The sequence below is a fragment of the Actinoplanes sp. OR16 genome, from assembly GCF_004001265.1.
Lineage (GTDB): Bacteria > Actinomycetota > Actinomycetes > Mycobacteriales > Micromonosporaceae > Actinoplanes.
In genome coordinates this window covers 7,224,594-7,240,946 of the sequence record NZ_AP019371.1, presented here as the reverse complement: position 1 = coordinate 7,240,946, position 16,353 = coordinate 7,224,594, and the positions used below count along the sequence as shown (strand labels likewise).

Annotated in this window: 17 protein-coding genes; 12 read left to right on the top strand and 5 right to left on the bottom strand. The window is 71.3% G+C overall.

What is annotated here, in order from left to right; translation table 11 throughout:
- Nucleotides 1-18: 18 nt before the first annotated feature.
- Together EP757_RS33335 and EP757_RS33330 are read left to right on the top strand one after the other, a co-directional pair.
- Nucleotides 19-420: a hypothetical protein gene (locus EP757_RS33335; protein WP_127552374.1), complete on the top strand. Its 402-nt coding sequence runs from the start codon at nucleotides 19-21 to the stop codon at nucleotides 418-420.
- The gene (locus tag EP757_RS33330) at nucleotides 413-1,855 is read left to right on the top strand and encodes an APC family permease (RefSeq protein WP_197725437.1); all 1,443 of its coding nucleotides are present in this window, start codon (nucleotides 413-415) and stop codon (nucleotides 1,853-1,855) included. Before EP757_RS33335 ends, EP757_RS33330 begins: the two co-directional genes overlap by 8 nt.
- 56 nt (nucleotides 1,856-1,911) lie before the next feature.
- On the opposite strand, the gene EP757_RS33325 is transcribed toward EP757_RS33330, so the two are convergent.
- Nucleotides 1,912-2,517, bottom strand: a complete 606-nt coding sequence (locus EP757_RS33325) for a YitT family protein (RefSeq protein WP_197725436.1) — start codon at nucleotides 2,515-2,517, stop codon at nucleotides 1,912-1,914.
- Nucleotides 2,514-3,563 carry a histidinol-phosphate transaminase gene (locus EP757_RS33320; RefSeq protein ID WP_197725435.1) on the bottom strand — a complete coding sequence of 350 codons (1,050 nt, stop codon included), beginning with the start codon at nucleotides 3,561-3,563 and terminating at the stop codon, nucleotides 2,514-2,516. Before EP757_RS33320 ends, EP757_RS33325 begins: the two co-directional genes overlap by 4 nt.
- Nucleotides 3,564-3,647: 84 nt before the next feature.
- On the opposite strand from EP757_RS33320, the gene EP757_RS33315 reads away from it, so the two are divergent.
- The 3 genes from EP757_RS33315 (at nucleotide 3,648) to EP757_RS33305 (ending at nucleotide 6,203) form a co-directional block, all read left to right on the top strand.
- Nucleotides 3,648-4,115, top strand: coding sequence for an Lrp/AsnC family transcriptional regulator (locus EP757_RS33315; RefSeq protein ID WP_127552373.1), 468 nt, complete (start codon nucleotides 3,648-3,650; stop codon nucleotides 4,113-4,115).
- A 52-nt stretch (nucleotides 4,116-4,167) separates the two neighbouring features.
- On the top strand, nucleotides 4,168-4,701 hold the full coding sequence (locus tag EP757_RS33310) for a TetR/AcrR family transcriptional regulator (protein WP_127552372.1): 534 nt from the start codon (nucleotides 4,168-4,170) through the stop codon (nucleotides 4,699-4,701).
- Nucleotides 4,702-4,784: 83 nt separating this feature from the next.
- Nucleotides 4,785-6,203, top strand: a complete 1,419-nt coding sequence (locus EP757_RS33305) for an MFS transporter (RefSeq protein WP_127552371.1) — start codon at nucleotides 4,785-4,787, stop codon at nucleotides 6,201-6,203.
- Between the two features lie 188 nt (nucleotides 6,204-6,391).
- On the opposite strand, the gene EP757_RS33300 is transcribed toward EP757_RS33305, so the two are convergent.
- Complete coding sequence (locus tag EP757_RS33300; protein ID WP_160165959.1) at nucleotides 6,392-7,000, bottom strand: TetR/AcrR family transcriptional regulator; 609 nt, start codon at nucleotides 6,998-7,000, stop codon at nucleotides 6,392-6,394.
- 131 nt (nucleotides 7,001-7,131) lie between these two features.
- On the opposite strand from EP757_RS33300, the gene EP757_RS33295 reads away from it, so the two are divergent.
- From EP757_RS33295 to EP757_RS33280, 4 genes are all read left to right on the top strand, one after another.
- Nucleotides 7,132-8,016: an NAD-dependent epimerase/dehydratase family protein gene (locus EP757_RS33295; RefSeq protein ID WP_127552369.1), complete on the top strand. Its 885-nt coding sequence runs from the start codon at nucleotides 7,132-7,134 to the stop codon at nucleotides 8,014-8,016.
- A 96-nt stretch (nucleotides 8,017-8,112) separates the two neighbouring features.
- The gene (locus EP757_RS33290; protein WP_127552368.1) at nucleotides 8,113-10,212 is read left to right on the top strand and encodes a M4 family metallopeptidase; all 2,100 of its coding nucleotides are present in this window, start codon (nucleotides 8,113-8,115) and stop codon (nucleotides 10,210-10,212) included.
- 85 nt (nucleotides 10,213-10,297) lie between these two features.
- Nucleotides 10,298-11,116 (top strand): hypothetical protein, encoded by an 819-nt coding sequence (locus tag EP757_RS33285; RefSeq protein ID WP_197725434.1) that lies wholly within the window; start codon nucleotides 10,298-10,300, stop codon nucleotides 11,114-11,116.
- 53 nt (nucleotides 11,117-11,169) lie between these two features.
- Entirely contained in the window at nucleotides 11,170-11,814 is a 645-nt protein-coding gene (locus EP757_RS33280; RefSeq protein WP_127552367.1) for a hypothetical protein, read from the top strand.
- Here the strand turns inward: EP757_RS33280 and EP757_RS33275 are convergent.
- Nucleotides 11,766-12,443, bottom strand: a complete 678-nt coding sequence (locus EP757_RS33275; RefSeq protein WP_127552366.1) for a response regulator transcription factor — start codon at nucleotides 12,441-12,443, stop codon at nucleotides 11,766-11,768. The two genes, EP757_RS33280 and EP757_RS33275, sit on opposite strands and share 49 nt — an antisense overlap.
- Nucleotides 12,440-13,552: a sensor histidine kinase gene (locus EP757_RS33270; RefSeq protein ID WP_127552365.1), complete on the bottom strand. Its 1,113-nt coding sequence runs from the start codon at nucleotides 13,550-13,552 to the stop codon at nucleotides 12,440-12,442. Before EP757_RS33270 ends, EP757_RS33275 begins: the two co-directional genes overlap by 4 nt.
- A 218-nt stretch (nucleotides 13,553-13,770) precedes the next feature.
- Here EP757_RS33270 and EP757_RS33265 point away from each other — a divergent pair, with 218 nt between their 5' ends.
- The 3 genes from EP757_RS33265 to EP757_RS33255 all read left to right on the top strand — a co-directional run bounded on the left by EP757_RS33265 (nucleotide 13,771) and on the right by EP757_RS33255 (nucleotide 16,351).
- Nucleotides 13,771-14,115, top strand: a complete 345-nt coding sequence (locus EP757_RS33265) for a DUF6223 family protein (protein WP_127552364.1) — start codon at nucleotides 13,771-13,773, stop codon at nucleotides 14,113-14,115.
- A 188-nt stretch (nucleotides 14,116-14,303) separates the two neighbouring features.
- The gene (locus tag EP757_RS33260) at nucleotides 14,304-15,032 is read left to right on the top strand and encodes a hypothetical protein (protein ID WP_127552363.1); all 729 of its coding nucleotides are present in this window, start codon (nucleotides 14,304-14,306) and stop codon (nucleotides 15,030-15,032) included.
- A gap of 8 nt (nucleotides 15,033-15,040) precedes the next feature.
- On the top strand, nucleotides 15,041-16,351 hold the full coding sequence (locus tag EP757_RS33255) for a primary-amine oxidase (RefSeq protein WP_232050127.1): 1,311 nt from the start codon (nucleotides 15,041-15,043) through the stop codon (nucleotides 16,349-16,351).
- The last annotated feature ends 2 nt before the right edge of the window (nucleotides 16,352-16,353 follow it).

The window sequence follows — 16,353 nt, the reverse complement described above, 5'->3', positions numbered from 1 at the left end:
TCCCTCACTATTGATTGCATGCAATCCAATGAAGAGCACATCACCTCCGCCCCCGGCGACCGCCTGCTGTTCGAGAACGACCGCGTCCGGGTCTGGCAGATGACCCTCACCGGCGACGGCGGCATGTACGACTTCCACCAGCACCACCACGACCACGTCGTCATCTGGCCGGACGCCGGCACCGCGCAGGCCCAGCAGCTCGGCGACCAGGACTGGGGCCTGACCCAGCAGGCCGACCCCGGATTCGTGCTCTACAAGACGGTCGGCTCCGAGGCCCCGCTGACCCCGCACCGCATCCGCAACGCCGGACCGGACACGGTCACCCATTACATCGTCGAGCTGCTGGACCCCTCGCCGTCGGCGGGGGAGAAGGACTGGCAGTGGAACGACAACGGCCGCATCCTCGGCCTGGGTGAGTGACCCGGTGACCACCGAACCCACCATCGCGGCGCCGGCCACCGCCGTGGCCCTGCGGCCGGACAGCATCGGCGTCACCGGCATGGTCTTCATGATCGTTGCTGCCACCGCCCCGCTCACCGCCCTGGCCACCAACATCGCGGTGAGCCTCGGCCACGGCGTCGGCATCGGCACGGTCGGCCTCTTCCTCGCCGTCGCCGTCCTGCTGGCGATCTTCGCCTCCGGATATCTGCTGCTCGCCCGGTACGTGCGCAGCGCCGGCGGGCAGGCCGCGTTCGTCAGCTTCGGCCTCGGCCGCCCGGCCGGGACGGCGACGGCGTTCATCGCGACCGTCGCCTACAACGCCGCGGCGGCCGGCATGACCGCGGCGACCGGCTTCTACGCCTCTATCGCCGTCGAGCAGTACCTGGGCGTGAGCATCCCCTGGTACGTGTTCGGTGCCGTGACGCTCGGCCTGCTCGCGGTCCTCGGCATGCGCGGCCTGCGCACCGCCGAGAAGGTGACCGTCGTCTCCTCGCTGCTGCAGTTCGTCTTCGTGGCGGCCCTCGCCGTCGCGGTCGCGGTGCAGCGGCCCGAGGGATGGCAGCTCACGCCGCTGCAGCCGGGGCAGGCGTTCACCGGCAACCTCGCCCTGAGCCTGGTCTTCATCCTGCTCAGCTTCGGCGGGTTCGAGACGTCGACCATCTACTCCGAGGAGGCGCGGGGCGGGCATCGCAGCATCGCCGCGGCGACGTACCTGGCCCTGGGGCTGCTCGCCGTCGTCTTCGTGCTCTCCACCTGGACGCTGGTGGCGGCCCATCCGGACGTCGTGGCGGTGACCGCGGCCGACCCCGGAGCCGTCGTCAGCGCGACCGGCGGCGCCTACCTCGGCGACTGGGCCGGCGGGGTGATCCTGCTGCTGATCACGGTGAGCTTCTTCGGCGCCGCCATCGCGTTCCACAACATGGCCGCGCGGTACCAGTTCGCCCTGGCGCGCGCCGGGCTGCTCCCGTCGGCGCTGACCCGCACCCATGGAGCCCATGCTTCCCCGTACGTGTCCTCGCTCGTGCAGGTGGCGTTCTCGGTAGTGCTGCTCGCCCCGTTCGTGGCGGCTCAGGTCGACGTGTTCACCACGCTGTTCCCGGCGATCTCCGGGATCACGGCGCTGTCGCTGGTCACCATGATGGTCGCCGCCTCGGTCAGCGTGGTGGTGGCCCGCCTCAAGGGCCGGGTCCGGGGTGGATGGTTCGCCGCCGGCGCCGCGCCGGTGGTGTCGGCGCTCGTGCTCGGCGCCATCGGCCTGCTCATCGTCGCCAACTACTCCGCCGTGACCGGCAGCGACTCCCCGGTCTTCGCGGTGATGCCGCTGATCCCGGCGGCCGCCGCGGTCTACGGGGCGGTCCGGCAGTATCGCCGCCCGGACAGCCCCGGCGTCGAGGGATACCTCGACGCGTCGTAGGCAGCCGGTCGCGGCGGCCGGAAACGGGGTGCGGGCCCGTTGTCCGGCCGCCGCCGTCATGCCGCGCGGGCCGGCACTACGTACCGGTCCGGGCGATGGTTGAGGGCGATCACCGCGTTGAGCACCACCGCGCCCAGCGCCGAGGCGAGCACCAGCGGCAGCGGGGTGACCAGCGCCGAACCTGCGATCACCAGTGAGTCGAAGACCAGCAGCACCCAGCCGGCCCGCCACCCGAACCGGTCCTGGGCGAGCAGGGCGATCACGTTGAACCCCCCGAGGCTGGAGCCGTGACGGAACAGCACCAGAACGCCGGTGCCGCAGAGCAGGTTGCCGGCCAGCACCGCGAAGACCGGGTTCGGCGTGATCGGGCCGAGCAGCGCCGGGCCGTTCGCCGACAGCAGCGACACCGCGCCGATCCCGATCGCCGACAGCACCGTGAACAGCCGGCCGCGCTGCCGGGCGGCGATGGCGAAGAACGGCAGGTTCACCAGCGCGAACAGCACCCCGAAAGGCACCGGTCCGGCATAGCTGAGCAGCAGCGACAGTCCGGCCGTGCCGCCGGTGACCAGCCCGGCCTGCGCCAGCGTGTAGACACCGGTGCCGACCAGGACCGTGCCGGTCACCATCGCCAGGGCGTCCTCGGCCGCCGAATGCCGCGTCACGACAGCAACACCCGCAGCGCGCTGTCGTTCATGGCGGGCGTGCCGATCGTGAGCCGCACACCCTCGCCGGGGAACACCCGGGCGAGGACCCCGTTCGCCCGGAGCCGCTCGCCGATCCGCGCGGCCCGGTCCGGCTCGGCGAGCCAGACGAAGTTCGCGTGCGACCGGGGGACCCGCCAGCCGTGACCGCACAGCCGCGTGTGCACCCGGTCGCGTTCGGCGATCACGGCCGCGACCCGGGCGTCCAGCTCGTCCTGGGCTCGCAGCGACGCGAGCGCGGCGGACTGGGCGAGCGCTGTCACCCCGAACGGCAGGAACACCTGGCGCAGCGCGTCGGCGATCGGCACGGTCGTCACGGCGTACCCGATCCGCAGGCCGGCCAGGCCGTACGCCTTGCTGAAGGTGCGGACCACCACCACGTTGCCGTGCCGCAGCAGACAGAGCGAGCCGGCGCCGCTGAACTCCAGATACGCCTCGTCGATCACGACCAGGACATGCCGGGGGACGGCGGCGACGAACCCGGCCACCGCCTCTGCAGGCGGCAGCGTGCCGGTCGGGTTGTTCGGCAGGCACAGCAGCACGATCTTGGTGGAGCCGCCGATCGCGTTCGCCATCGCCGCCAGGTCGATCTCGCCGGCGCCGGTCAGCGGAACCGGCACGGCCGTGGCGCCGCAGGCGCCGATCAGGATCGGGTACGCCTCGAACGAGCGCCACGGGTAGACGACCTCGTCACCGTGCTGTGCGAACGCCGTGACGATCTGCTGGAGCACGCCGACGCTGCCGGTGCCCGCGACGATCTGCTCGGCACCGACGTGGAGGCCGGCCGCCAGGGCGGCGCGCAGCTCACCGGAGTGCATCTCGGGGTAGCGGTGCAGCCGGGCGCTTCCCTCGACGACGGCCTGCCGCACCGACGGCAGCGGGTCGTACGGCGATTCGTTCGAGGCGAGCAGCAGGGCGTCCGCCGTCGGCGCCGGCGCGGCCGTGACGTAGCGCGGCAGTGCGGCGACCCGGTCCAGCACCTGCGGCTGGTTATTGAATGCAATCACGCCGCAAGGGTGGTCGGCGCAGAAGCGCCGGCGCAACCTCCGTCTTTTCGTCTTGTCCGATTGTCTTCCGACCGAGGAGAAGCTGTGCAGATCGACAACCTGGACGCCCGGATCCTGCTCGCCCTCGACGCCGACCCGGACGCGGGCGTGCTCACCCTGTCCCGGGTCCTGGGGATCTCGCGGAACACCATCGGCGCCCGGATGCGCCGGATGACGCCGGCGCTGGCGGCGCCGAGTTCGCGGGTGCGCCCGGAGGCGCTGGGTCATCCGATGCTCGCCTTCGTGGCGATGACCCTGCGCCAGCCGGACCGGTCCCGGGCGTTCGCGGCGCTGCGTGCCATCCCGAACGTGCTGGAGATCCACGCGACGACAGGCGATTTCGACATCATCGTGCGGGTGGCGGCCCGTGACACCGACGACCTCTACCGGGTCACCAATCAGTTGCTGGAGATCCACGGGGTGGAGCGCACCAACACGATGATCTCCATGAGGTGCGAGACGGAGTACCGGACCCGGCCCCTGATCGGAGGGCTGGCAACCCGCGCCGAGTGATCGGGACGACATTCGGTTGCCGGAGCTCAGTAGTAAGTGTTTACTCACTTACATGAGACAGAGATCCACTGCGGTCGAGCGGCGCGCGACGGTTCTGAGCGCCGCGGTGGTCGCGTTCGCCGCGAAGGGCTACTACGGCACCACCACGACCGAGGTGGCTCAGGAGGCCGGCATCTCCCAGGGGTACCTCTACCGCCTCTTCCCGGACAAGGAGGCGCTGTTCGTGGCCGCGATCGACCACCTGTCGCAACGGCTCAAGCAGCACACGGCCACGGTCGCCGCCCGGGTCACCACGACCGACCCGGTGCGGGTCCTCGCCGAGCTCAGTGCTTCCTACCGGGATCTGATCGCCGACCGGGACCTGCTCAAACTGCTGATGCACGGCAACTGCGCGGCGGGGGAGCCGGCCATCGGCGACGCGGTCCGGCGGTGTTACGCCGAGCAGATCGAGCACGCCCGCTCGGTCTCCGGCGCCTCCGACGAGCAGCTGCGGCGGTACTTCGCGGACTCGCTGCTGGCGAACGTGGTCGCCGTGGTCGGTGCCGACAGCGTCGACGCGCCGTGGGCGCGCGTGCTGCGCGCCTGACCCTCTCTTTCTCATCGGGCCGCTTCGGCGGCCCACCTTTTGGCCCAACAAGTAATAGGTTAACCACTTACTAGGAGCTCGTAATGTCGCGGAATGCCGCGCGTGGCGGATGGCTGCTGCTCGCCCTTCTGGCGCTGGCCCAGTTCATCAGCGCACTGGACTACAACATCGTCTACGTGGCACTACCGGAGATCGGCCGGGAAGTCGGCTTCTCCGCACACTCCCTGCAATGGGTGATCAGCGCGTACGCGGTCGCCTTCGGCGGTCTGCTGCTGCTCGGTGGCCGGGCCGCCGACCTGCTCGGGCACCGGCGCATGTTCACCCTCGCCCTGGCGCTGTACGGCATCTCGTCACTGATCGGCGGACTCGCGCAGAGTCCCGGCCTGCTGCTCGCGGCCCGCGCCGGTCAGGGCCTCGGTGGCGCCCTGCTGCTGCCCGCCACCCTCTCGCTGATCAACACCACCTTCGCCGAAGGCCGTGAGCGTAACCGCGCCATGGCCGTCTGGGGTGGCGCCGGCGCGGCCGGCATGGCCCTCGGTTCCCTGCTCGGCGGTGCGCTGACCAGCGTCTTCGGCTGGGAATCGGTCTTCTACGTCAACGTCCCGCTGGCGCTGGGCGCGGTGGTCGCCTCGTTCCTGGTCATCCCGGCCGACCCGCCCCGGGTCACCGGACGCAGCTTCGACCTGCCCGGCGTGCTGACCGCGACCGCCGGCTTCACCGCACTGGTCTTCGGCGTCGTGCAAGGCCCCGAACTGGGCTGGACGTCACCGGTCGTGCTCGGCGCGATGCTCGGCGGGCTGGCGCTGATCGGCCTCTTCCTGGTCATCGAGAGCCGGGCCGACGAGCCGCTGATGCCACTCGCTCTGCTGGGTAACCGCAACCTGGTCACCGCGATGGGTGTCACCTTCATCTTCATGGGCACGTTCGGCTCGCAGTACTACTTCTTCACCGTCTACCTGCAGAACGTGCACGGCTTCGGAGCCCTGGCCACCGGCCTGGCCTTCCTGCCCTCCGCGCTGATCGGCATGCTGGGCACGACCGTCAGCGAGAAGCTGCTCGGCCGCCTCGGCGCCCGCGCCACCATCCTGATCGGCATGCTCACCGGCGCGGCCGGCATGGCACTGCTCGCGGTCGGCATGTCCGCTGACGGTGGCTTCGCCGCGCTGCTGCCCGGCATCATCCCGCTCAGCCTCGGCCAGGGCATCGCCTGGACGGCGATGTTCGTCGCCGCCGGCACCGGCGTCGCCGCCCACCACCAGGGCATCGGCTCGGCGATGGTCTCCACCACCCAGCAGATCGGCGGCGCGGTCGGCCTCGCGGCACTGGTCGCCGTCGCCAATGCCGGCACCACAGCGGTGAGCGGCCCGGAGCTCGTGCCCGGCCTGCAGACCGCCGGCTGGATCGCGGCACTGGTGACAGTGGCCGGCGCCGGCGTCGCCCTGACGCTGCGGAGCCCGAAGACGGTCCCGGCCGAGAAGCCCGCTCTGGCACACGCCGCCTGATCCCGGCGTAACGACCGGCCGCCACCCGCAGGGGGTGACGGCCGGTCGTGCTGTGCTCGTGCTTCCGTTGACCAAAGCCTTCCGTTGACCAAAGCGGGGATCATGGCCGGACCTGCACATGGATGTGGCTGGTTTCGACGGCCTCCACAACCAGATGTGGCCGCAGGCGATCACCGCGTCACGCACCTTCAGGTAGGCGGCGAGGCCGTCGGCGTCGCCGAGGCGGGCCACCTTCTCGATGGTGAGGGCGGATCGGCGGGCCGGCTGGTCAGAAGTCCGTCGAGCAGGGCGTCGAGGTAGCGCTGGGCGGCGGGCTTCGCGGCGGGGCCTGGATGAAGCCGCGCCGCGAAGGCGACACCGCAGAGTAGTCGCTCGAGGTCGTTGCTGGTGATCCAATCGGGCAGGACCTTCTCGTCGACGGCGCGGCGTAGCAGCCGATCGACGCCCAGGGACAGCTCGGTCTTGAGGACACCGGTCGAGGGCAGTGCATCCTCGGCTTCTGCCAGGACTTGCGCGAGGGCCGGGTCTTCGGTGAGCACCAGCAGGGTGGTACGGAGGAACCCGCGCGTGGCTTCGGCGGTGTCCTGGGCCGAGGCTGCCGTTTGAGCCTGCTGCGTGAGCGCTTGCAGGCGCTGCCCGACGAGTGTCTCCAGCAAGGCCTGGGGGGTGGCGAAATGGCGGTACACCGTTCCGACGCCCACGCCGGCCGATCGGGCGATCTCGTTGAGCTGCAGCTGACGCCCGTCGGTGAGCGCCTGCTGTGCGGCGAGCAGGACAGCGGCGCGTTTCGGATCCACGTCCTGCGCAACGGGGTGGACGGCGCTCGATGAAGGTGTGACACCGGGCACAGTTGAGCCTCCAGGACTGATAACTTATCCGTAAGCGGATAGCTTATCCGCTGATAGCGAATCAGCGAAGGAGGATTCTCATGCACGTGTTCCTCACCGGAGCCAGCGGTTACGTCGGCGGTGTGATCGCCGAGCATCTACTGGCCGCCGGGCACCAGGTCACCGCCCTTGCTCGCAGCGAAGCCGCCGCGGCCACGGTCTCCTCCCTTGGGGCAGCGGTACGACGGGGCGACCTGACCGACCTCAACGGGTTGCAGGAGGCGGCGTCCCGGGCCGACGCCGTCGTTCATACCGCCGTGGACTACGCCGACCAGGCCGTGCAGGACGCGGAGTCGGCGGCCTTGAAGGCGATGCTCGAAGGCCTGGGACGTGGCCGGCCGTTCGTGTACACCAGCACGGGCCTGGTCTATCCCGCCACCTCGCCAGCACCCTTCGACGAGGAGACACCGCTCGACCCGGACGCGACGCCGCAGCCGTGGAAGGTCCGCGGAGAGCGCCAGGTTCTCGACGAGCCCACTGTGGCCGGAGTCGTGGTGCGCGCGGCCCTGGTGCACGGTCGTGGCGGTTCGGCGCTGCCGCAGGGACTGATCGCCGCGGCTCGCGCGAACGGCGCGGCCACCTACATCGCAGCGGGCGACAACCGCTGGTCCACCGTGCACGTCGACGACCTGGCCCGCCTGTACGTCCACATAATCGACCAGCCGCCGGCCGGCAAGGCCGTGAACGCGGCGGCGCCCGCCCCGACGTCCATGCGGGAGATCGCCGAAGCGGTCGCCCAGGTCACCGCGACACGGGCGGTGTCCATCACCCTGCAGCAAGCCCTCGCGGCCATCGGTCCCTTCGCGCACCAGCTCACCACCGATCAGGTCCTCGACCCGAGCCGGGCTGAACGGCTCCTCGGGTGGCGCACCACCGAACCGGGACTCATCCAGGACCTGACCGCAGGCTCCTACGTCGCCCGGTGAGGTAGCAGGCCGATGAGAACCGCCCCGCATCGGGGCTGAGACTCATCGATATTCTGCGATATGGTCCCCCGACGTCATCGACCACGGGGGAACGACATGCGCTGCACTATCCGGCATGCCGGACGACGGCCGGTGGCCGCCGGCGCGACGGCGCTCGCGCTGGCAGCAGGCCTTCTGGCAGCCGGGGCATCACCTGCGGCGGCGGCGCCCGCCGAGCCGCCCGGCGCCTACCGGCCCCCGCCCACACGGATGCAGGCGGCCGCTGACGCCCGCGACACCGTCGGCCGGCACGGCGCCGCCATCCGCGCCGCCGCGACCGAGAACTATCAGGTCCGTAGCGTGGTCGTCGATCCGGACGGCTCCCGGCACGTGCGGTTCGACCGGACCTACCGGGGGCTGCCGGTGCTCGGCGGTGACTACGTGGTGCACGCCAACCCGGACGGCGGCTTCCGTGACGCCTCGGTGGCCCAGCGCCAGAAGATCACCACCGGCGTCACGCCGGCGATCGGCGCCCGCACGGCGACGGCGGTGGCGGTGAAGGAGTTCGGCGGCCCCCATCAGAAGGCCGGCGCCCACCTGGTCATCGACGCGGTCCAGGGCACGCCGGCGCTGGCCTGGCAGGTGGTCGTCACCAGCGACGAACCGCGCGAGCTCAACGTCGTGGTGGACGCGCGCAGCGGCGCGGTGCGGCGCACCTTCGAAGGGCTCCGCGGTGCGGAGACCGGCACCGGGCGCACGCTCTACAACGGCGAGGTTCCGCTGACCACGACGCGCCGCGAGGACGGCTCCTACACGCTGGCCGATCCGGCGCGCGGCGGCGCCCGGGTGCTCAGCCTGCGCGGCGGGGACAGTGCCGAACCGCTGGTGGACGCCGACAACGTGTGGGGTGACGGCACCCTTGCCGACCCGGCGACGGTCGCGGCCGACGTGCACTACGGGCTGGCCGAGACGTACGACTACTTCAAGGACCAGCACGGGCGCAGCGGGGTCCGCGACGACGGCTCGGTACCGGGCGCGCAGGTCCACTTCGACGACGCCAACGCCTACTTCGACGCCTTCTGCTTCTGCATGGGCTTCGGCGACGGCGGCTCCGGATACGGCCCGTTCGTGTCGCTGGACATCGTGGCGCACGAGTACGCCCACGCCGTCACCGACGCCACCGCCGACCTGATCTACGACGGTGAGTCCGGTGGGCTGAACGAGGCGACCAGCGACATCTTCGGCACCCTCGTCGAGTTCGCCGCCGACAACCCGCAGGACCGGCCCGACTATCTGGTCGGCGAGAAGACCGGGGTGACCCTGCGCTACATGGACGACCCGGACCGCGACTTCACGTCCGCGTCGTGCTGGAGTCCCTCGGTGGGATACCTCGACGTGCACGAGTCGTCCGGTGTGGCGAACAAGTTCTTCTACACCTTGGCGGTCGGCAGCGGCGAAACCGCCTGGGGCAACAGCCCGACCTGCAACGGCGCGCCGGCGGTGACCGGCATCGGCAACGAGGCGGCCGGCCGGATCTGGTACCGGGCGCTGACCGTCTACATGCTGTCGAACACCAACTTCGGTGGCGCCCGGGAGGCCACCCTCAAGGCCGCGGCCGACCTGTACGGCGCGAGCAGCGTCGAACACACCACCGTGGACGCGGCCTGGGCTGCGGCCGGCGTGGACGGGACGGTCCCGGCCCAGCAGGAGCCCGCGGTGACCCGGCCCGACGTCCAGCAGCACCTGGTCGGCGACGCGGTGAACCTGCGGATCCAGGCCCGTGACCCGCAAGGCGACGAGATCACCTTCACTGCCACCGACCTGCCCCGCGGCCTGTCCATCAGCGCCGACGGGTTGATCACCGGGACGATCGCCGCGCACGGCTCCACGCTGTCCACCATCACCGTGACCGACTCCGGCGGGCACGCCGGCGTGACCACCGTGTACTGGGCGATCACCGGGCCGCCGGTGGTCCGGCCCATCGAGGACCGCGTCGGCGTGGTCGGCGAGGAGGACGTCTTCTTCGTAATCGCCTCCGACGACGGCATCGAGATGACCTATTCGTGGTCCGGGCTGCCGCCGGGCGTGGACGGCTACGACAGCCTCGTCTGGGGCACCCCGCAGGAGCCGGGCGTCTACCCGGTGACCCTGACCGTCACCGACGACGAGCAGCGGTCCACCGTCGTCACCTTCACCTGGACCGTCAATCCCGCCTGAGCAGTGTCGCGCCTGTGGCGGCGGCATCAGAACTCACCGGCGTGATCACGAACCGGTCGCCGAACCGGCCGAGGTCGGCGCGGCGGTGCTGGCCGGGATCGGGATGCGCGGCGACGCCATGTTCCAGGCGCGTCGCCGGGCCGGCGGCGAGGATCTCGAGGTGCTGGCCGATCAGCTCGGCGGCCGGGACATCCTGCTGCTCGTTGACAACTGCGAGCACCTGATCGACGCGGTCGCGCAGCTGGTGGCGGCGCTGCTGACCCGCTGCTCCGGGCTGCGGGTGCTCGCCACCAGCCGGGAGCCGGTCGCCATCGACGGCGAGGCCCTGGTGCCGCTCGGCCCGCTGCCCGTACCGGATCCGGACGACGGCCCGGAGCAGGCGCTGACGGCGGCGTCAGTGCGGCTGTTCGCCGACCGGGCCGCGGCCGTGTGTCCCGGATTCACGGCCGACGCGGCCAGCCTGCCCGCGATCGTGCGGGTGGTGCGCAGCCTGGACGGGATGCCACTCGCGCTGGAACTGGCCGCGGCCCGGCTGCGCACGCTGTCGCCGGCCGACCTGTCCGACCGGTTCCGCGTCCTCGGCACCGGCAGCCGCTCCGCCGTCGCGCGGCACCGCACGCTGCGGGCGGTGATCGCATGGAGCTGGGATCTGCTCGACGCCGCCACCCGTACCGTCGCGGAGCGCATCGCCGTCCTGCCCGGCGGTGTCACCCCGGCCTCGGCGGCCGCGCAGGCCTCCGTCGGCCGGATGCGTGAGCTCGCCGATCAGCTGCTCGCCCACCCGGCGTCACCGGGCCTCGTCGGCGTCCTCGGTCCGGTGTTACTGGCCTATGTGGAGGAGGAGACCGCCGCCCTGGCGGTCTTCGGGCACCTGGCCGCCGGCGACGATGCCTGGCCGACCTGACCGACGCCGCCGCGCTGTCCGGCGAGTTCGGTTCGCTCACCCCCGGTGATCAGGTGGACCGGGACCTCCGCTGGGTCGACCTGCACCTGCGGCTCGGCGACATCGATGCGGCGATCAGGACGATCGGGGCCGCCCGGGAGCGGGCGCTGCACGCGGCAAACCCGCAGATCCGCTACCTCGTGGATGTGCGCGAGGCCGCCGTTCGGGTACGGATGGGTGATCTGGACGGCGCCGCCACGCTGCTCGACGACGCCGGGCGGGCATGGCACAACGACCACGGGCGCGCCCTGGCGGGCAGTGTGCGAGCCGGGCTCTGTGTGGCCCGGGGTGACCTGGCCGGCGCAGACGAGGCACTGCGCGAGGCGTACGCCGCCGCGCTGGACACCCGCGACCGGCCGATGCTGGCGGTGGTCGCGGTGCAGTCGGCGTGGCTCGCTGCGGCGCAACAAGACCATCACGCCGCCGCCGTCCTGCTCGGTGCCGCGTCCCGTCTGCGCGGCACCCGTGATCGCACCGATCCTCAGGTTCGCGAACTCACCGGACGTGGCCACGCCGCACTGGGCGCGGAGGGGTTCGCGAGCGCGTATGCGAAGGGCTGGGAGCTGACGATCCAGGCGGCAGTGCGCGAGACCGACCCCGCCCTGCCCCGTCACGGCCCGAGCGTGGCCGGGCCGCGTGGGATCAGGCCCGATTCGTAGGCGATGACCACGAGTTGTGCCCGGTCCCGGGCGTGCAACTTGGTCATGGCCCGGTTGATGTGGGTCTTCGCCGTCACCGGTGTGATCACCATGGAGTCGGCGATCTGCTGGTTGGACAGGCCACGGGCGACCAGGGTGACCGCTTCCCTCTCCCGGTTGGTCAGCCGGCTCAGGGCGCTCACCGCGGCGGTGTTCGGTGGTGGCTGGCTGACGAACCGGTCGATCAGCTTGCGGGTGATCGAGGGCGCGAGCAGGGCGTCACCGCGCGCGGCCACCCGTACGGCGTGCAGGAAGTCCTCCGGCAGGATGTCCTTCACCAGGAATCCGGCGGCGCCGGCGCGCAGCGCGTTGAACACGTACTCGTCGAAACCGTAGTTGGTCAGGACGACGACGTGCATCGCGGCGAGAAGAGGGTCGGCCGCGATGCGGCGGGTGGCCTCGATGCCGTCGAGACCGGGCATCTGGATGTCGAGCAACGCCAGGTCCGGCAGGTGCCGGCGGGCCAGGGCGATCCCCTCGGCGCCGTCACCGGCCTCGGCCACCACCTCGATGTCGTCCTCGGCGTCGAGCAGCGCACGGAACCCGCTGCGGATGAGCGGCTGGTCGTCGACCAGCAGCACCCGGATCACGAGCCCGGCCCCACGGGCAGTTCGGCGTGTACGCCGAAGCCGCCGTCGCGGCGTGGCCCGGCATCCAGGCGCCCGCCGAGAGCGGCCACCCGTTCCCGCATGCCCAGCAGGCCGACACCGGGCACCACCGCCGTCGCGTGGTCGGCGATGCCGTCGTCCTCGACGTGGACGACGACGGCGCCGGGGCGATGCTCGATGCGTACCCACGCCGACGTCGCCGCCGCATGGCGGGTGACATTGGTCAGAGACTCCTGCACGATCCGGTACGCCGCGCGATCCACGTCATGCGGCAGGCCGTTTCGCCGGCCGTCGACCGTCAAGGTGGCCTCCAGCCCGTTCGCGCACGCCCGCCGCACCAGATCCGGCACCTGATCGAGGCCGTACGCCCGGGCGCCGGTGTCGTCGCGCAGCGTTCCCAAGGTCTCGCGCAGCTCCCGGGCCGCCTCACGACCCGCGTCCCGGATCGCCAGCAACGCCTCCGGTACCGGTTCGCCGCGCTTCTGTGCCACGTGCACCGCCGCCTCCGCCTGCACCTTGATCACCGAGATCTGATGGGTGAGGGAGTCGTGCAGCTCCCGCGCGATACGCAACCGCTCCTCGTCGGCGCGGCGCAGGGCGATCTCCTCCCGGGAACGCTCAGCCAGCTCGGCGCGGCTCTCCGCCTGCCGCAGCGCCTCCCCGGCCGCCGCCGCCGCGATCAGCCATGCCAGCTCGAGGACACCCCGCGCCTGAGTGAACGCCTCGCGGGCGGCCAGACCGGACACCATCGCCGCCACCGGCAACGCCGCCAGCACGATCACGCTCGTCACCAGCGTGACGAGCCGCTTCCCGGCCCGCACCGCGCCGTACACGGCGATCAGGTACGCCACCGCGAACACGTCGAACCCCGCCGCCTGATAACCGACGGCGCACAGACCGGTGACGACCAGGACCACGACCGGAGCACGGCGGCGTACGGCAAGCGCCAGCCCGCTCACCACCAGCAGAACCGCCCCGGCCGGAACCACAGCGGAGTCCGCGCCGTCGCCGATCAGCCCGGCGGCCAGCAGGATGGCCGCCGCACCGGCGGCGATCGCCCAGTCCCGGCGCTCAGGCCACACGCCACCCATGCCCGCACCCTAGCCCGACCGGGAACCCCGGCGACTCGTACGAACGCAGCAGCCGCCGCTGCTGCGCCCGCGGTAGGCCGCCCCGGGACGCCTGCGTCCGCAGCATCGGCCTGCCGCGGACGACGCAGCCGGAAATGACCGCAGCGGCACGATGCCAGGTGCGGGGCGACCGGACAGGCTCGAGGAGACATGTCCACTGCTCCCTCCAGGAGGTCCGCATGCTCCCCACCGGCCTGATCGCGGCATCGACCGTTCCCGCCTACTCGCTGACCGGTGATCGTGTCGTCGCGACCACGGCGGCGGTTCTCGCCGTGGCCGGCGTCGTCGTCGGTTCCCTGGCCGTGTCCCGTGTCAGCCGCCGGCTGTCGATGATCGCCCTGACGACCGGACTGATCAGCGCTGTCATCGGCATCATGGTGATCGCCACCGCCGACGGTGGGCCGGGAACCGGCAACGGCATCGTCGGCGGGTACGCGGCCGTCGCTCTGGGCCTGACCGCGGCCGGACTCGGCGGCCTGGCGTCGATCCGGACCAGCCGCGCCAGCCGCGGCCCGGTCCGCTGACCGTTCCGCACCGGACGATGGCCGATAAATTAAATACTCCGGCCTGCGCGCGTAACAAGTCGATCGATGACCAGCAAGCCTTCAAGGCGCGAATTGTTGCTCCGGCGTTCGTCGCCGTGCACTTCACATGAATATCACCTCCCGTCGATGAAGGTCTTCTGCGGACCGCGACGGGAGGGAACGAGAGAGTGACTCGATTCAGACAATGGGCCTGGGGGCTCGGCATCGCGACGACCTCAGCGGTGACCGCCTTCGGGTTCGCCGCGTGGCAGGCCAACGCCGCGCCGACCCCGCCGACCCCGACGGTGGCGGCCGAGCAGCCGTCCGTCACCGATCCCAGCCCGCTGCCCGAGGCCGCCACCGGCTGGGGGAGTGACGCCCTGACCAGCGGCGAGGTGGAGAAGGCCCGGGCGCTCGCGCTCACCCCGCAGCTCGCCGCGCAGGCGAAGGACGTGACCGGCAAGGCCGGACCGGAGTACCTCTCGGCCGAGGTGGACACCGACGCCGGCGGCCGGCAGGCCGAGCTGTACTACTACGACTACAAGACCGAGAAGCTCATCAAGCAGGTCGTCGACCTGAAGGCGGGCACGCTCGCCAAGTCGTACGCCGCCACCGGGATGCAGCCGCCGGCATCCGAGCAGGAGTCCCGGACCGCGCTCGAACTGCTGGTCGCCGACCCGGTCAGCAGCGGCTTCAAGGACGCGTACCGCACGGCCACCGGCAAGACGCTCACCGGAACCGGCGGGCTCGTGCCGACCGCGCACATCTACACGGCGAAACCCGCCGACAAGGGCGCGAGCCAGTGTGGCAGGAGCCGCTGTGTGCAGCTCATCGTGCAGACCGAGGACGGCACGTTCCTCACCGCCAGCGACTACGTCGTCGACCTCTCCGGGCGCACGGTCGCCCGCCTGCAGTGAGGGCCAGCATGTCGTACCGAAACCTCGTGGGCGCGACCGCGCTGATGACCGGTGCCCTGCTGGGCGCCGCCGTGCCGGCGCCCGTCCAGGCCGCGCCGGTGCTGCCCTGCAGCGCTGCCTCGACCGTCAAGGAGACGCTGCCGAACGGCACCACCTGGCAGATGTGCTGGCGGATCCACGACAAGGCCGGGCTGATCCTGGAGAAGGTCTCCGTCTCCACCACCCGCAACCCGGAACCGGTGCAGGTCCTCGACTCGATCCGGCTCGCCCAGCTGCACGTGCCGTACGACAGCGGCGACATGGAGTTCGACGACCTGACCGACCTGGGCATGGGCGGCTACTTCCTGGAGACACTCGACGGCGACGACTGCAAGGGCGGCTCGAGCCGGCTCGGCTCGGACGGGTCGGGGGAGCCGCAGCTGCGTGAGGTGCTCTGCGTCAGCGCCGAGCCCACCGGCCTGGCCTACCGCGGGCGTGAGGAGACCTGGGACGACAACGGGCCGAGCAGTGTCCTGTCCACCAAGCAGGGGCACGACCTGGTGCTGCGCAGCATCAGCAAGCTGGGCTGGTACGAGTACGTGACCGAGTACCGGCTGCACGACGACGGCCAGATCTCGGCCCGGCTCGGCGCCACCGGTGACCTGGCGCCGGGCACCGAATCGGACGCCGCCCGTGGCTGGCCGATCGGCCAGGGCGCGGACTACAAGGCGACGATGCACTACCACAACGCGTTCTGGCGGGTGGACTTCAACATCGCCGGCAAGGGCGGCGAGCGCGTCGACCAGTACGACACCACGCTCGACGGTCAGGGCGACTCGAACGCCAAGCTGAAGACCACCCGTACCACGATCGCCAAGGAGGGCACCTTCTCCAAGGTGAACCAGCGGTGGTGGCGGGTGACCAGCAAGACCAGCAAGAACACCGACGGGCACCTGCGGTCCTACGAACTGGTCAACGGCGGCGACGACCGGTACGAGGGACACCCGGAGACGAAACCGGACGTCACCTTCAGCCAGAAGAACCCGTGCGAGAAGTACGCCAGCGGCAACGCCTCCGACCCGGAGTGCCCGCCGGACATCAGCACCGTCCTCGACTTCGTCAAGGACAAGGAGACGATGACCGACCCGGTCATGTGGGTCCGGGTCGGCTTCCACCACGTGCCACGCGACGAGGACCAGAGCCCGATGCCGATGCACTGGCAGGGCTTCGACCTGGTGCCGCGCGACTTCACCGCGATGAACCAGCTGACGCCCGACGAGCGCACCGGTCAGAACGGCAACCCGGAGCCCGAACCCGAGCCCTCGGGCGTCGGCGGCTGAAC

Excerpts from the sequence above, each read along its gene's own strand:
- EP757_RS33265 (WP_127552364.1), top strand. The coding sequence starts at position 13,771 with ATGCTCCCCACCGGCCTGATCGCGGCATCGACCGTTCCCGCCTACTCG.
- EP757_RS33295 (WP_127552369.1), top strand. The coding sequence starts at position 7,132 with ATGCACGTGTTCCTCACCGGAGCCAGCGGTTACGTCGGCGGTGTGATC.
- EP757_RS33270 (WP_127552365.1), bottom strand. The coding sequence starts at position 13,552 with ATGGGTGGCGTGTGGCCTGAGCGCCGGGACTGGGCGATCGCCGCCGGT.
- EP757_RS33310 (WP_127552372.1), top strand. The coding sequence starts at position 4,168 with ATGAGACAGAGATCCACTGCGGTCGAGCGGCGCGCGACGGTTCTGAGC.
- EP757_RS33255 (WP_232050127.1), top strand. The coding sequence starts at position 15,041 with ATGTCGTACCGAAACCTCGTGGGCGCGACCGCGCTGATGACCGGTGCC.
- EP757_RS33290 (WP_127552368.1), top strand. The coding sequence starts at position 8,113 with ATGCGCTGCACTATCCGGCATGCCGGACGACGGCCGGTGGCCGCCGGC.
- EP757_RS33335 (WP_127552374.1), top strand. The coding sequence starts at position 19 with ATGCAATCCAATGAAGAGCACATCACCTCCGCCCCCGGCGACCGCCTG.
- EP757_RS33305 (WP_127552371.1), top strand. The coding sequence starts at position 4,785 with ATGTCGCGGAATGCCGCGCGTGGCGGATGGCTGCTGCTCGCCCTTCTG.